12 protein-coding genes are annotated in these 15,537 nt (G+C 60.4%); 7 read left to right on the plus strand and 5 right to left on the minus strand.

Annotated elements, in window-relative coordinates; translation table 11 throughout:
• The first annotated feature begins 7 nt into the window (after window positions 1-7).
• Together parC and AC1DQM_RS20810 are read left to right on the plus strand one after the other, a co-directional pair.
• A complete protein-coding gene (parC, locus tag AC1DQM_RS20805) occupies window positions 8-2,272 on the plus strand; it encodes a DNA topoisomerase IV subunit A (protein ID WP_064616004.1) in 2,265 nt (754 codons plus the stop codon).
• A 176-nt stretch (window positions 2,273-2,448) separates the two neighbouring features.
• Window positions 2,449-3,162: a PqiC family protein gene (locus tag AC1DQM_RS20810; protein WP_018928520.1), complete on the plus strand. Its 714-nt coding sequence runs from the start codon at window positions 2,449-2,451 to the stop codon at window positions 3,160-3,162.
• 285 nt (window positions 3,163-3,447) lie between these two features.
• Here AC1DQM_RS20810 and AC1DQM_RS20815 read toward each other — a convergent pair whose 3' ends face one another.
• A complete protein-coding gene (locus tag AC1DQM_RS20815; protein WP_111453894.1) occupies window positions 3,448-4,977 on the minus strand; it encodes an AhpA/YtjB family protein in 1,530 nt (509 codons plus the stop codon).
• Window positions 4,978-5,111: 134 nt separating this feature from the next.
• On the opposite strand from AC1DQM_RS20815, the gene serB reads away from it, so the two are divergent.
• Complete coding sequence (serB, locus tag AC1DQM_RS20820; RefSeq protein WP_007939616.1) at window positions 5,112-6,326, plus strand: phosphoserine phosphatase SerB; 1,215 nt, start codon at window positions 5,112-5,114, stop codon at window positions 6,324-6,326.
• Between the two features lie 69 nt (window positions 6,327-6,395).
• On the opposite strand, the gene AC1DQM_RS20825 is transcribed toward serB, so the two are convergent.
• From AC1DQM_RS20825 to AC1DQM_RS20840, 4 genes are all read right to left on the minus strand, one after another.
• Window positions 6,396-8,183: a molecular chaperone gene (locus tag AC1DQM_RS20825; protein ID WP_477746779.1), complete on the minus strand. Its 1,788-nt coding sequence runs from the start codon at window positions 8,181-8,183 to the stop codon at window positions 6,396-6,398.
• 135 nt (window positions 8,184-8,318) lie between these two features.
• Entirely contained in the window at window positions 8,319-9,179 is an 861-nt protein-coding gene (gene asd / locus AC1DQM_RS20830; RefSeq protein WP_007939614.1) for an archaetidylserine decarboxylase, read from the minus strand.
• An 18-nt stretch (window positions 9,180-9,197) separates the two neighbouring features.
• On the minus strand, window positions 9,198-10,013 hold the full coding sequence (gene rhdA / locus AC1DQM_RS20835) for a thiosulfate sulfurtransferase (RefSeq protein WP_007939613.1): 816 nt from the start codon (window positions 10,011-10,013) through the stop codon (window positions 9,198-9,200).
• A 96-nt stretch (window positions 10,014-10,109) separates the two neighbouring features.
• Window positions 10,110-11,642 (minus strand): HDOD domain-containing protein, encoded by a 1,533-nt coding sequence (locus tag AC1DQM_RS20840; RefSeq protein WP_477746780.1) that lies wholly within the window; start codon window positions 11,640-11,642, stop codon window positions 10,110-10,112.
• Window positions 11,643-11,808: 166 nt separating this feature from the next.
• Between AC1DQM_RS20840 and motA the strand changes: the two genes are divergently transcribed.
• The 4 genes from motA (at window position 11,809) to AC1DQM_RS20860 (ending at window position 15,536) form a co-directional block, all read left to right on the plus strand.
• Window positions 11,809-12,660: a flagellar motor stator protein MotA gene (motA, locus tag AC1DQM_RS20845; protein ID WP_018928515.1), complete on the plus strand. Its 852-nt coding sequence runs from the start codon at window positions 11,809-11,811 to the stop codon at window positions 12,658-12,660.
• Between the two features lie 3 nt (window positions 12,661-12,663).
• Window positions 12,664-13,710: a flagellar motor protein MotB gene (motB, locus tag AC1DQM_RS20850; protein ID WP_018928514.1), complete on the plus strand. Its 1,047-nt coding sequence runs from the start codon at window positions 12,664-12,666 to the stop codon at window positions 13,708-13,710.
• 110 nt (window positions 13,711-13,820) lie between these two features.
• Complete coding sequence (locus tag AC1DQM_RS20855; RefSeq protein WP_064616010.1) at window positions 13,821-14,987, plus strand: sterol desaturase family protein; 1,167 nt, start codon at window positions 13,821-13,823, stop codon at window positions 14,985-14,987.
• A gap of 93 nt (window positions 14,988-15,080) precedes the next feature.
• Window positions 15,081-15,536 carry a type VI secretion system amidase immunity protein Tai4 gene (locus tag AC1DQM_RS20860; RefSeq protein WP_477746781.1) on the plus strand — a complete coding sequence of 152 codons (456 nt, stop codon included), beginning with the start codon at window positions 15,081-15,083 and terminating at the stop codon, window positions 15,534-15,536.
• Window position 15,537 lies beyond the last annotated feature (1 nt).

Consider the following 15,537-nt stretch of genomic DNA (forward strand, 5'->3'; position numbering starts at 1 on the left):
GGCCCGCATGAGCGACTCCCTTGATCTCAGCCTGGACGGTGTAGAACGCCGGTCACTGGCTGACTTCACCGAAAATGCCTACCTCAACTACTCCATGTACGTGATCATGGACCGTGCCTTGCCGCATATCGGCGACGGCCTGAAACCGGTACAGCGACGCATCGTCTATGCGATGAGCGAGTTGGGGCTGGACGCCGATTCCAAGCACAAGAAGTCGGCGCGTACCGTCGGTGACGTGCTCGGTAAATTCCACCCCCACGGCGACTCGGCGTGCTACGAAGCCATGGTGCTGATGGCCCAGCCGTTCAGCTACCGCTACACGCTGGTCGACGGCCAGGGTAACTGGGGTGCGCCGGATGATCCCAAGTCCTTCGCGGCCATGCGTTACACCGAAGCGCGGCTGTCGCGTTATTCCGAAGTGCTGCTCAGCGAACTGGGCCAGGGCACGGCGGACTGGGGCCCGAACTTCGACGGCACCCTGGAAGAACCTCTGGTGTTGCCGGCCCGTTTGCCGAACATCCTGCTCAACGGCACCACCGGTATCGCCGTGGGCATGGCCACCGACGTCCCGCCGCATAACCTGCGCGAAGTCGCGACCGCTTGCGTGCGCTTGCTGGATGAACCGAAAGCCACGGTCGAGCAGCTCTGCGAACACATTCAGGGGCCGGATTATCCGACCGAAGCGGAAATCATCACGCCGCGCGCCGACCTGCTGAAAATCTATGAAACCGGTCGCGGTTCGGTGCGCATGCGCGCTGTTTACCACGTCGAAGACGGCGACATCGTCGTGACGGCGCTGCCGCACCAGGTCTCTGGTGCCAAAGTGCTGGAGCAGATTGCCGCGATGATGCAGGCCAAACCGTCGAAAGCCCCGCAGATCGCGGACTTGCGCGACGAGTCGGACCACGAGAACCCTTGCCGCATCGTGATTATTCCGGTCAACAGCCGGGTCGATCACGAAGCGCTGATGCAGCACCTGTTCGCGACCACCGAGCTGGAATCCAGCTACCGGGTCAACATCAATATCATTGGCCTCGACGGCAAGCCGCAGCTCAAGAACCTGCGTGCATTGCTGGTGGAATGGCTGGAATTCCGCGTGCGGACCGTGCGTCGACGCCTGCAATTCCGTCTGGACAAGGTCGAGCGTCGCCTGCACCTGTTGGACGGCTTGCTGATTGCCTACCTCAACCTGGATGAAGTGATCCACATCATCCGTACCGAGGAGCATCCGAAGGCCAGTCTGATCGAGCGTTTCGCCCTGAGCGAGATCCAGGCCGATTACATTCTCGACACCCGTTTGCGTCAGTTGGCGCGACTGGAAGAAATGAAGCTGCGTGCCGAGCAGGACGAACTGCTCAAGGAGCAGGCCAAGCTGCAAGCCCTGCTGGGCAGCGAAGCCAAGCTGAAGAAGCTGGTACGCAGCGAGCTGATCAAAGACGCCGAAACCTATGGCGACGACCGTCGTTCGCCAATCGTCGAGCGCGCCGAAGCCAAGGCGATGACCGAGCACGATCTGCTGCCGAACGAGAAAGTGACGGTCGTGTTGTCGGAAAAAGGCTGGGTTCGCTCCGCCAAAGGTCACGACATCGATGCTACCGGGCTGTCCTACAAGGCCGGGGATGGCTTCAAGACCTCGGCGGCCGGGCGTTCCAACCAGTTTGCGGTGTTTATCGACTCCACCGGCCGCAGTTATTCGGTTGCATCCCACACACTGCCGTCGGCCCGTGGTCAGGGTGAACCGCTGACCGGCCGTCTGACGCCGCCACCAGGGGCGAGCTTCGAATGCGTGCTGATGCCTGAAGACGATGCGCTGTACGTGATCGCATCCGACGCCGGTTACGGTTTCGTGGTCAAGGGCGAAGACCTGCAAGCCAAGAACAAGGCGGGCAAGGCCCTGTTGAGCCTGCCGAACAACGCCAAGGTCATCCTGCCGCGTCCAGTGGCCGACCGTGAACACAACTGGCTGGCCTCGGTGACCACCGAGGGTCGCCTGCTGATCTTCAAAATCAGCGATCTGCCACAATTAGGTAAAGGTAAAGGGAATAAGATCATCGGGATTCCCGGTGAGCGTGTTGCCAGTCGCGAAGAATATGTCACGGACATCGCTGTTTTGCCGGAGGGCGCCACTTTGGTGCTGCAGGCCGGCAAACGTACCTTGTCACTGAAGGCGGACGACCTTGAACACTATAAAGGTGAGCGTGGGCGTCGCGGTAACAAACTGCCACGGGGCTTCCAGAGGGTGGATGCGCTGTTCGTCGAAAACCTCAATTAAGCGTCCTAGAGCGCTCGATCTACGATTTGACGCGTAGATCGACGCTTTGGCGCTGGAGTCGGAACGCATATTCACGGATGATATGGCCTTTCAAGCGCCGGCGTAGCCGAGTGTTCTTCATATTTTTTGAGTATTTTCACTGTGGTGAGCCTTGTGGCAGCCACCTGGATGGGACGATGACTGCTCTGCGCCTTCCTTTTATTTTGATGCTCGCTGGCGTTCTTGGCCTGGCGGGTTGCAGCGTGCACCAGCCGGTGTCGCTGTATCAGCTGGACAGCGGAAGTCCGGCTCAGCCTGCGCAAAGCGCGGGCATGGCGGTATTGTTGGGCCCGGTAACGGTTGCTGATTACCTGCAACGCGAAACCTTGTTGCAGCGTCAGCCGGATGGCAGCCTTCAAGCATCGGCCGACGGTCGTTGGGCGGGCAGCCTGTCGTCGGACATCGATCAGCTGTTGCTGCGTCAGGTCGCTGGTCATCTGGACAGCCAGCGCGTTGTCCTGGCACCTGCGACAGTGGGCTTCACGCCGGATGTTCAGGTTCTGCTGACCATCACCCGTCTGGACTCGGGTGTGTCGCAACCGGCGATCCTGGACGCGCAATGGCGCCTGATCGATCGTCGTGGTCAGGTGCGTGATAACCGTATCGTTCATCTGCAGGAGCAGCACTCCGGCGGCACGGCGTCTCAGGTTCAGGCCCAGGGTGTGTTGCTGCAGCGTCTGGCCGAGCAACTGTCCACAGCGCTCAAGCCACTGGCCAACCAGCCACCGATCGCTGAAGCGCCGCGCAAACCGGCTGCCAAACCGGCAGCACCGGCAGCAGAGCCGGAGAAACAGCCAAAGATCCCGATGGCCTCGCCGATTCGTACGGATATGGAAGTGTTCAGGTTCTGAGCCTGGATTGATCCAAAGCAAAGCCCGCCATCGTGCGGGCTTTGTTGTTTCTGCGGTTGGTCGTAGCAGCTGCCGAGCCTGCGAGGCTGCGTTCGAGGACGAAGTCCTCGCAGACCCTGTTGGCGCGTTTTGCCTGACCGTACCCATCGTCTGATTTTACGACTGCTGCGCAGCCGAACGCAGCCTCGCAGGCTCGGCAGCTGCTACAAGAGTTAAGGGACAACAAAAAGCCCGCAGACGATCACTCATCTCCGGGCTTCTCTATAGCGGGCACAAGGTTACGGGTTATGCCCGGCGTTCGTGCATCCGCGCCAGTTGCCGCTCCAGCATCGACGGATAAGGCTCCATCAGGCGTTCTACGCAGCACGCCCCCTCAGGGCTTGCAATCGGGCGGATCCGCGCACGCTGGCGAATCAGCGCGTCGTCGCTGATCTTGCGCTCCACCAGCAGCAGGTTGCGGCTGTGTTGCGACAGGGCCAGCGCATCCTGAGCGGTTTCGGTCAGCAGCAGGTCGATCTGGCTCAAGCCGAACAGTTCGTCGCCCAGTGTCAGGCCCAACTGCAATTGCAGGGTGATGCCGCTGTCGGCGACTTCGATCTGCAATTGATGGCCCAGGGCGCGCAGCAACTCACCGCAGCAGATGGCGTTGGTCAGGTAGTCATCGCCGCTGTCTTCGGTATGGAACAGCATCAGCGTGCTGCCATCGTTCAGGGTGTGCAGTTCGCTCTGGTAGAGCGACGCCGCCTGATCGAGGCAATCGCGGTAGCGTTTGAGCAGCTCTTCCAGACGTGCGCGGGGCAGGCGACGCAGTTGATCCTGTGCGCCCAGTTGTACCGCCAGTACCGCGCTGTGTTGAGGTACGTTCGATACCTGCGGCTTTGCGACGGATTTCGGCGCACTGTCTGTCGAGTCGTCACGCAGATCGGCAAACGGATCCTCGTCGTCCTCGTCGTCTTCGACCGTGCTGACAATGCGCCGCGGCGCAGGCTTGAGACCTGCCACCGGTCGGGTTTCATCGAAGCTCGGATCACGCAGGTTGCGAACTTCGAAGGCCGGATCGGCCTCTTCGTCGTCATCGCTGTCGTCGAACTCGGGCTCTGGAACGGGCTCCGGTTCGGCCGGCTCCGGCGCGAAATTGGCGTGCAGCTGACGAGCCAGATCGCCGACTTCATCCTGACGCTCGGTGGCCGGGGTGTATTCGTCGATATTGCGCAGCCACACCCTCAGCTGCAGCAGCGGCGTGGAGATATTGCGGCCCAGGCGCAGGCTCAAGGCCAGGGACAGCGCCAGCAGAATCGCGCTCAGAATGCCCATGCTTTGCAGGCTGATGGTCATCGGCTGCTGGAACTGATCCATGTCCAGGCTGATGCGCAGTTGCCCGGCGGTCACGTCCTGGAAGGTGATCTTGCTCTGGTACATGCCTTCGGCTTCGCCCAGCAGGCCGTGCTTGGGACGCTGACCGGCTTCGGCGAGGATGCGGTTATCCACGCTGTAGATGGCAGCGTGGGCCACCAGCTTGTTCTTGGTCAGGTTGTTGAGCAGCACATTCAGGCTGAGGATGTCGTTGGACACCAACAGCTCCGTGGCCGACGTAGCCGTCTGGGTAGTCAGGCTTTCGCCCAGGGCATCCGCCTGCTCGTGCATGGCCTGCTTGAACTGCAAACCCATCACACAGGCATAGATCACCAGGGCCAGAGCGACCAGGATCACGTTATGGCTGGCAATGCGTAATGCGATCGGTACACGGCGATGACGCAGTGCCCGGAAGATCAGCAGAAAGAAGTTATCGGTTTTTACTGGCGTGGGCCGGTTCACTTGAGCTCGGCTCTTTGTCCGTGAAGTTGACGCGCAGTATAGCGACAGGCCCTAGGCCGTCAAAGCGCTCGCGGTGCCCGATGGTCACTGAAAATGGGTAGAATGCGGTTTTTTTCCACCTGCGGGGGTGCGCCTTGCGCGAAATCGTCCTGATAAACATCACGGGAGTCGACCGTCCGGGTCTGACTGCGGCCATAACCGGCGTTCTGGCCCAGGGTGGTGTGAACATTCTCGACATCGGTCAGGCGGTGATCCACGACACCCTGTCGTTCGGCATCCTGGTTGAAATTCCTGACACCGAGCAAGGCAACTCGGTGCTCAAAGACATCCTGTTCAAAGGCTATGAGCTTGAGCAACAAGTGCGTTTCACGCCGGTGTCCGAAGAGGATTACCAGCAGTGGGTCGGCAACCAGGGCAAGAAACGCCACATCGTCACCCTGTTGACCCGCAAAGTGACCGCCGAGCAATTGCAGCGTGTGAGTTCGATCACCGCCAAATACGGTCTGAACATCGACCATATCGACCGTCTGTCCGGCCGCATGCCGCTGGACACCCCGGCCGACAAGGGCAAGGGTTGCATCGAGTTTTCCGTGCGTGGCGAAGCGGCTGACCCGCAAGCGCTGCGGGCTGAATTCCTCAGCGTTGCGCAAGAGCTGAACGTCGACATCGCCTTCCAGGAAGATTCGCTGTTCCGCCGTAACCGTCGTCTGGCGGTGTTCGACATGGACTCGACGCTGATTGAAGCCGAGGTCATCGACGAACTGGCCAAGGCCGCCGGCGTTGGCGACCAGGTGTCCGCGATTACTGAGCGGGCGATGGCCGGCGAGCTGGACTTCCGCGCCAGCTTCAAGGAGCGCCTGGCCTTGCTGCAAGGGCTGGACGTCAGCGTGCTGGACTCCATCGGTGCTTCCCTGCGCCTGACCGAAGGCGCCGAAACCCTGTTCGCCGAACTCAAGCGCCTGGGCTACAAGACCGCGATTCTGTCGGGCGGCTTCACCTACTTCGCCAAGCAACTGCAGGCCAAGCTGGGCATCGACTATGTGTTCGCCAACGAACTGGAAGTGGTCGATGGCAAGGTCACCGGCGTGGCGGTCGAGCCGATTGTCGATGCACAGCGCAAGGCGGATTTGCTGCGTGAGCTGGCGCATAAAGAAGGTTTGCGTCTGGAGCAGACTATTGCCGTCGGTGACGGTGCCAACGACCTGCCGATGCTGGCGATTGCCGGGCTGGGCGTAGCGTTCCGCGCCAAACCATTGGTCAAACAATCGGCGAAGCAGGCGATTTCCACCCTTGGGCTGGATGGCGTGCTGTATCTGCTGGGTTTCCGGGATCGCGACGGGCAGCTCTGAGTTTTCGACCGTCCGGGCGAGCCCCATCGCGAGCCTGCTCGCGATAGGGGCACCCTCTGGGACTCGCCGTTATAGCGACTTCCACAACGAATCAAACTCTTGCGCTACCCCGATCACGCCGCCTTCCGCGGCGTTTTCGTTTCTGGCTACCTCCAGGGAGCGGTAGGCAAACTGATTGAAGCTGTTGGTGCTCGTCATCCGTCGCTCCAGCTCGGCCGGGCGTTCCTGGCCATTGGTGTTGATCAGCACCTTATTCCCTTCCTGGAACGGCAGGCGCGGGGTGAGCAGGGTGGCCGGCAGGTCGATGGCGCTGATGGCGGGCAGTAACAGCCCGCGCAAGTACTGGCTGTGTTCGTCGTCGGAGCGAATCAGTTGCAGGCCGCAGGGCTCGGCGTAAGGCGCAACCTGCTCGATACCCATCTGCGTGCCACCGCCCCGTACCTGGCGGATCCAGCGCACCACGGCAACGCTCCAGCCTTGACCGGCCGTATCCTCGATACCGACCATTTCGCCAGCCTGCAGTTCGGCAGGCACTGCGCCGGGCCAGGCCAGGCAATAACCGCCAGGGCTGTGATTGATCACCGGTAGCGCGTAGGTCGGGAAATGCTGTTGGCCGGACGCCTCGTGGTTGTCATGTTTCTGAAGGTGTGGATATTCGATCTCTTCGTAGGGCAGCAGCGTGTCTGCCGTGCCATGGGGGGCGGCGTCGAAGGCCTGTTTCCATTGGTCCTTGGCGCGTCCTGTCGGCTCGGTTGCCGAGAACTGCGCGGGACGGGCGCCGGGTTTTTTCAGGATGTCGTTGAACGGGCGTTTGCCACCGAGATAAAAGTGCAGGGCGCTCATGCCCACGCACAGGGTCAACGTGCCGTGGCCGACGGTGCGCTGGAAGCCGCGCTCGGAGGCCTGCCCCCAGGCGGCATGCAGGTGTTGCAGCGTATCCAGATTGAGGCCCATCGGAACCGGCAGCGGCGATGCCTTGTCGGCCGATTGTTGCAGATGGGTTTCGATGGCGGCGACCAGGGGCTGCGGGTCGATCCCCAACAAGCGCTCCTGTTGTTCGGCCGGGAACTTGGTGCGATAACGCGGGCCGCTGTCGAGGTCCGAGGCGACGGCAAACAGCCCGCTGTCCGGTTTGGCTGGTTGCAGTTTGATCCATTGGCTCCAGGGTTCCAGCACCTCGGCGAGCCGGGCGATCTGGTTCTGGCGCAGTTGATTGCAGCGTGAAGCGCCCAGCAGGAGGGCGACGACGTAGGTCTGCTCGATACTCAGGCTTTGCGTCTGGCTGGCCAGTTCATCGCGCACGCTCTGATGTTGCAGCTGATGTTCGCAGCCGATCCGGTACAGCTGATGCAGTTCCAGCCACAGCCCTTCGGGCGCCGGGCAATAGAGCTCAGTTGCGCGGATCAAAGTACCGTTCAAGCAATGAACGGCACGTTGCAATGACTGGGTCAGCAGCGGCGCACGGTCTTTACTGAAGCGCGGTGCGATGCGGACGACGATCTGCTTGTAGCCGATCGCCAAGTGGCTCTGCAGCGCCTGGCAAAGGTTGGCGATTTTGCGCGAACGCTCGTCGAGCACAATGGCCTGATGCAGGAAATGCCGCTCCAGGTGCTTGCAGACGTAATACACCTCGGGCCGCAGCAATTCGAGCAATTGCAGGCGATTGTCGCTGGGTGTGAGCAACTGGTTGAGTTCGCTCAGGCCTTGATACAACTGGCGAGCGGTTTCACCGATGTTGGCTTTGGGCAGGTTGGCGATCCAGCGCTTGAGGTCGCGTGGCGTGGCTTCGCAGAAAGACAGGCGCGACTGCGTCGGGATCGGTGCGCGTAGCAGCAGGACAGGATTGGTCTCATTCATGCCGTGGACAAACTCCGACCGTGAAATGGGCAACGAATGACTTTGACTGTAGCAGCTATGAACGCTGGAGGAGGGGGCGCAGCGGGAGGAAATGTCCGATCCCACGAAAGGCGTTCGTGGGATCGGATCGAGGGATCAGGCGGTTGGCAGGCCGATGCCCTGGCCCATCTGCACTGGCGAAAGGGCGCCCAGCCCTTCAGCCCATTTCACTTGATCCGGCCCGAACAGCACGACCGCCGTAGAACCGAGCTTGAAACGACCCAGTTCCGCACCTTTTTCCAAGTGAATCGGCGCACGGGCCGCTTCGTCGTAGCGGAAGGTTTTCAGCTCGCGTTTTGGCGGTGTGACCAAGCCAGCCCAAACGGTTTCGATCGACGCCACAATCATCGCGCCCACCAGTACCACGGCCATCGGGCCGCGTTCAGTGTCGAAAATGCACGCTACACGCTCGTTGCGGGCGAACAGTTCCGGAACGTTTTCAGCGGTGGTCTGGTTGACCGAGAAGATGCGGCCGGGGATGTAGACCATCTCGCGCAGGGTGCCGGCCAGCGGCATGTGCACACGGTGATAGTCTTTCGGCGACAGGTAAATGGTGGCGAAATCGCCGCCCATGAAGGGCGCTGCGTTGGCTGCGTCGCCACCCAGCAGTTCCAGCACGCTGAAGCTGTGGCCCTTGGCCTGGAAAACGCGACCGTGTTCGATCGGGCCGAGCTGGCTGACGGCACCGTCGGCCGGGCTGAGGATCGCGCCCGGGGTTTGATCCAGCGGGCGAGCGCCGTCTTTCAAGGCGCGGGTGAAGAACGCATTGAAGTGCTCGTAAGCGGTCAGGTCTTCGACCAGCGCCTGGGACATGTCCACTTGATAACGCTTGGCGAACCAGGCAGTAAAGGCATTCTTGAACCAGCGCACGCGGCATTCGGCAATGCAGCCGGCCAGTCGCGAGAGCAAGTGATGGGGCAGCAGGTATTGGCTGAGGATAAACAAACGCTTATTCATTAACTGTCCTTGAAAAACTTAAATCTCTACGGGCGTGTCAGGGTGGTTGCCCCATTCGCCCCAGGAGCCGGCGTAGCCTTTGACCCGCGGATAACCGAGCGCCTTGGCCACCAGATAGGTGAAGCCAGAACGATGGTGTGTCTGGCAGTGGGTAATGACTTCTTTGTCTTTGGTAATGCCGAGTTGTTCCAGGATTTTCGGCATGTCGGTGCGGATACGCAGGTTGCGCGCCTGATCCATGCCAGCGGTCCACTCGAAATTGACCGCGCCGGGAATGTGCCCGCCCTTGGCCGCCAGCACTTTCTCGCCGGAGTATTCCAGCGGGCCGCGTGCGTCCCAGATCGCCAGGTCAGCGGCGCCGAGGCGGCTTTGCAGGTATTCGCGGGTGGCGACAGGTTCGTCGTGCAGGGTCAGGGCGACCGGGCCGCCGACTGCCGGCGGGATCTGGATCGACATGGGCAAGCCTTCCGCCAGCCAGGCCGGCAGGCCGCCGTCGACATAGTGATATTTGCTGTGGCCGATGACATCCAGCAGCCAGATAAAGCGCCCGGCCCAACCGCCGCCTTCGTCGTCATAGACGACATAGACTGCATCGGGGTTGTGCCCCAGTTCGCCGAACAATGCTTCAAGCGCGGCGTGGGTCGGCAACAGGCCCGGCGCAGGCGCCTGACCCAGTTGAGTGCGTTTTGGATCGACAAAGCGTGCACCGGGGATATGCCCTTCGGCATAGCGGGCGCTGCTGGTCAGGTCCACCAGAATCAGTTCGCGGGAGTCGAGACGCGGGAGCAGGTCGCTCGGTTCGATCACCAGCGCCAAGCCAGAGAAGTCAGACATGTGAGGTCTCCAGAGCACAAAGGGGAGGATTGTAGCGCAGCGTCATGAGGGCCTGTTATCAGTTATTTTGGGGCAGGAAATAACTGATAACAGGCCCTAGCGGTGGCTAAAGCTGTGCAGGGCCTTTTCGATGCATTGAGCGGTTTTGCCGAACGCTTGCACGGTGATTTCCGAGAACGGTCCGCCGCCCTGATCCGCTACCACGATCATGATCACCCGGCCGTTGTTGACCAGTGAGCGCAGCAGCAGGTGTTCGCCGCTGAACTGTGAGCGCAGGCTGGCTGGCAGCAGGGCCGAGAATTGTGCGTTGTTGGCCGGCGTCAGGCGCACCTGGGCCTGTTGCGCGAGCAGGCGTTGCAGCACGGTGCTCTGACTGACCACCAGGTTCAGGCCGGCCACTTCCTTGGGCAGCCCGGCGGTCTGGTGCACACGCAAATTGGCGTGCGTGCGATTGGCCATCAGAATCATCACCCGGCGCATGCCACACGCCACCAGGGCGTCCCGGGCCGATGTGGTCAAGTGCATGGCATTGGTAAAGCGGCTCGGCTCCACCAGCAATTCGGCGCATTGCTTGCGCCACTTCGCCAGGTCTTCGGTGGTCGGTGCCGGTGCGGGCAACAAACCGGCATGCACGCGGTGCGCACCCGGTGGCCAGATCAGCGATTCGGCCGCGTGCCAGAGGTCCGGCATGGCGTGTTGACGAGCGCTGTTGGCGGCCTGCTGGTGCAATTGTTGTTGCACCTCATCCATCGGCATTTGCAGGTAAAGACTGGTCAGGTACTGCCAGCGCTCGCAGTGGGGGCTGTCCCAGGCCTGTTGTGCCGCCAACGCCAGACCGTTGGCCAGCAGCACGGTATTGGCAGGCTGATTGAGCCAGCGGCGCAACGTCGGGTCGTCATCCAGGCGGTTCTGTTGGCGCAACGGGTGATCGCTGTCGCGCGCGATGCGCAGGACTTTCACCAGCTCACGTTGTTCGCTGCGCAGCAGCCGATAACCTTGCTGTACCCAGATCGGCAGGCGCCAGACGTCCACCAGTGCCAGACAGATGTCCAGCAGGCGCACGCCGAACAATTGCTTTTCGACTTTGCGTGCCGACTCGCCTTTATGGATGACCCGCAGCTCCCATTCTTCAAGCAACTGCGGGTGGGTCAGCGCCATGGGCCAGAGTGGCGAAAGAAACAGCAGGCTGCCCCAGTGGATGTCCTGCCACAGTCGCGCCAGGCGACTGGCGAAAAAGCCGTTGGCCTGTTGAGTGGCGTGCTGGCTGATTAGTTGAAGCTGGCGCAGGGCGACGGGGATTTGCAATTGGGGTTCGGCGGGCAGGCGGTCGAGCAGTTCTTCGGTGCGTTTCAAACCGAGGCGATTGATCGCCACCTCAAGGTTTTCAGCAGGCTCGGTCATGCTGCCATGGGTGTGACGGTTGGCTTCGCGAATCACGCTCAAGGCCAGGGCCGGGCTTTCCTGCATCAAGTCGGCGATGTCGCGCAGCGAGCTGCGGTTATCGCGAATCGCTTTGCAGACCCGGTCGTGGCTGGCTTGCGGAACCGGCAGGCGTACGCCATCGAGAAGCTTGACCCAGCTTTCAAGCGTGGTTGGTTTTGGCGTTGGGACGTTCGTTTCGTTAGCCATGTCTGGACGCGATCATCGTCTGCTTTACCTATGCCCTGAACGGGTCAAATTAGCTTTTCGCCTTAACTGGCTATAGTCTGGCGCAGTTTTGCCGATAAGTAGAAGAAGAGATTTTTTAACTTCCGAATATGACCTTGAACCCGACTCAGTAAGTGCTCTCCTACCTATGGCTAAAATTATCGGCATCATCGTCGTATTCGCGAGCGTGCTCGGCGGATACGTGCTTTCCCACGGCAAGATTGCCGCTCTCATCCAGCCTTTCGAGGTGATGATTATCGGTGGCGCGGCCCTTGGCGCCTTCCTGCAGGCCAACCCCGGCCACATGACAATGCACGTGCTCAAGAAGTCCTTGGGCATGTTCAGCTCGCGTTTCAACCACACTTTCTACCTGGAAGTGCTGGGGCTGATTTACGAGATCCTCAACAAGAGCCGTCGCGAAGGCATGATGGCGATCGAAGGCGACATCGAAGATGCCGCCGCGAGCCCGATCTTCGCCAAGTACCCGGCGGTGCTCAAAGACGAACGCATGACCGCGTTCATCTGCGATTACCTGCGCATCATGTCCTCCGGCAACATGGCCCCCCATGAGCTGGAAGGCCTGTTCGACATGGAACTCTACAGCCTCAAGGAAGACCTCGAGCACCCGTCCCACGCGGTGAACGGCATCGCCGACGCCATGCCCGGTTTCGGTATCGTCGCGGCGGTATTGGGGATCGTGGTGACCATGGCATCCCTGGGCGAAGGCGACCAGAAGTCCATCGGTCTGCACGTGGGTGCGGCACTGGTCGGTACCTTCTTCGGTATTCTCGCGGCCTACGGTTTCTTTGGTCCGCTGGCCCACTCCCTGGCTCACGATGCCAAGGAAGAACTGAACACCTACGAAGCCATCAAGGCTTCGCTGGTGGCTTCGGCTTCCGGGATGCCGCCGTCGCTGGCGGTGGAGTTCGGTCGCAAGGTTCTGTACCCGGCGCACCGTCCTAGCTTCGCTGAGCTGGAACAAGCGGTTCGCGGTCGTTAAGTCATGGAAAATAACCAGCCGATAATCATCAAGCGCGTCAAGCGCATCGCCGGAGGGCATCACGGGGGCGCCTGGAAAATCGCCTTCGCGGACTTCGCGACGGCGATGATGGCGTTCTTCCTGGTGTTGTGGCTGCTGTCCACCGCGACGCCTGAACAGAAGATCGCCATCGCCGGTTACTTCAAGGACCCGGTCGGGTTTTCCGAAAGCGGTACACCGTACATCATCGACCTGGGCGGCACGCCGACCCTGGCGCCGGAGAACACCCTCAACCCGGAGGTGAAATCTCAGCCGCAGCCAGACAAGGTGACCATCGACGCCGAGCAGGTTGAAGGCATGGCCGAGCAGGTCGAGAAGGAACGCCTGGAGTTGTTGCTGCAAGAGTTGCAGAACAAGGTCAATGAAAACCCGCAATTGCAGAAATTCAAGGACCAGATCCTCTTCGAGATCACCCAGGACGGTTTGCGCATCCAGATCATGGACGCCGAAAACCGCCCAATGTTCGACTCTGGCAGTGCGCGTCTGAAGCCGTACTTCGAAGACATTCTGCTGGCCATGGCCGACACCATCAAAGCGGTGCCGAACAAGATCAGCATCAGCGGCCACACCGATGCCAAGCCGTACTCGGGCACCGGCGATTTCGGTAACTGGGAACTCTCGGCCAATCGCGCCAACGCGGCTCGTCGTGCATTGGTCGCCGGCAGTTATCCGGATGCCCAGGTCGCGCGAGTCGTCGGTTATGCCTCGTCGGCGCTGTTCGACAGAGAGAACCCGTTCAATCCGGTCAACCGCCGGATCGACATCGTGGTGCTGACCAAGAAAGCCCAGCGCGCCATCGAAGGTGAACAAGGTGCCGAACCGGCGCCAGCGCCGACGCAAGGGCAGGGTGGCCCGGGCGAAGTGCATGCGCCGCCAGCCGATCCGAACGCATTGCCGGCGGATAAGGAACCGCTGCCGGCACACGAACTTCGTGAGCGTTTGAATCTGTTTGATAATCCGGCGCCGAAGCCGGGCGAACCGCCCAAACCCGCTGTACCGCCCAAGCAATAACCTGCAGAAAAGCCACCATGAGTGGCTTTTCTGTTTCTGGCTGCGTCACTGCAGCGTCGCACTGACTCGACTCACTGCAAGTTTGTTTTCGGAATCATGGAAGATCAGTAATGGAAAGACTCAAGTCCTATTTTCAGCAGCATGGCAATGCACCCTTCAAGTTTGGTGAAGGGCGGGTCAGTGGCTACATCTCAGCCACGCTCGGGCTATTGAGCCTGCTGGCGGTATTGTGCTTTCTCTTTCCCGAATGGCTGACCACCGCCGAACTGCGCAAGGTGTACGACGAACAGTTTGCGCGCACCACGCTATTGCTTGGGCTGGTACTGTCTTTCAGCCTGGGCACCCTGAATATCCTGCTCAACAAGCGAAAGCGCTTGGGGATTACCGGACTTGTCGCCTCGGGGCTGGCGGTGTTTCTCGGCGGCACCAATGTGCAGATCAGCTCGATTGGGCAGACACCGTACTCGCTGGGGCTGGACTGGTTCGTCCTGGCTCTGCTGGTGTCGGCCATCGTCTTTATCCCCCTGGAAAAACTCTATTCCAAGGACCCTGAGCAAAACATTCTGCGTCCGCACTGGCGAACTGACCTGACCTACTTTTTTGTCAGTCATATGCTGGTGCAGTTCATCCTGATTTTCATCACTGCCTCGTCGAGCTTTATGGCTGGCTGGGCCGTGTCGGCGGATTTGCAGGCCAGCGTACAAAGCCTGCCGATCGTTGTGCAGTTCTTGCTGGCGGTACTGGTGGCTGACCTCGGTCAGTACTGGCTGCATCGGCTGTATCACGTCGTGCCGTGGTTATGGCGCATGCATGCCGTACATCACTCAAGCACGCACATGGATTGGCTCGCCGGTTCGCGTGTCCACTTCATCGAGATTCTGCTCACCCGTACCGGCGTGCTGGTGCCTTTGATGCTGCTGGGTTTTGCGCCCCAGGCGTTGAACGCCTACGTGATTCTGGTCGGGGTGCAGGCAGTGCTGGCCCACGCCAATGTACGGATCAACGGCGGCTGGCTGAATTATGTGCTGGTCCTGCCGCGCTATCACCATTGGCATCATGCCCGGCACAAGGATTACATCTACAAGAACTATGCGATCCATACGCCACTGGTGGATATGCTGTTTGGCACCTTCAAGTTGCCACCCAAGGAGTGGCCGACGCGCTACGGGGTTTTTGGCAAGGACTTGCCGGGCGGTATCCTGCGCCAGCACTTGTACCCGTTCCAGAAGCCTGGCCTGAAGAGCGTCGAGCCGAAACCGCCGGCAGCGGTTTCCTGAGGTCTAGACCTGAATGTGTTATGGCCACTGCTATTTCTATGAGCCAGGTGTGAATTATCAAACCGATCGCGCGAACTTCTGGAGTTTGTCGTGATGAAATATTTGACTGCGGTTTTGGTCCTGGCTTGGGCAGTCGTACCTTCCAACAGTTGGTCCAAGGATGATCCGACCCGCTCCCCACAGGCAGGCGGGCGCACCTACGCGCAGAATTACAAGGATATGGTGCTGGCAGACTGCATCGCGACAGCCTACAAGAGCGAACCTGAAGCCGCCCAGGATGCCGGAAACAGTACCAGTGCGCTTATGGACTGGACCTATTTCGATCTGGAGCAAGCACCTCAAGCCGGTAAATCTCTGGTTGACCAGTTTCTGGTTCTTGATTATCACAATCCACTGGTCGAATCAGAGCGACAAGGTGTTCGTTTTGAGCTGCTGAAATGCCTGGACCTGTATCACAGCAAAGAGTTGGACAGCCAGGTCAGGCAATTGGTCATCAATCCCCAGCACACCTATCGTCAGGACAACCCGACACGACCCAAAAAGGATTGAC

The organism is Pseudomonas sp. 01L34 (assembly GCF_056400265.1).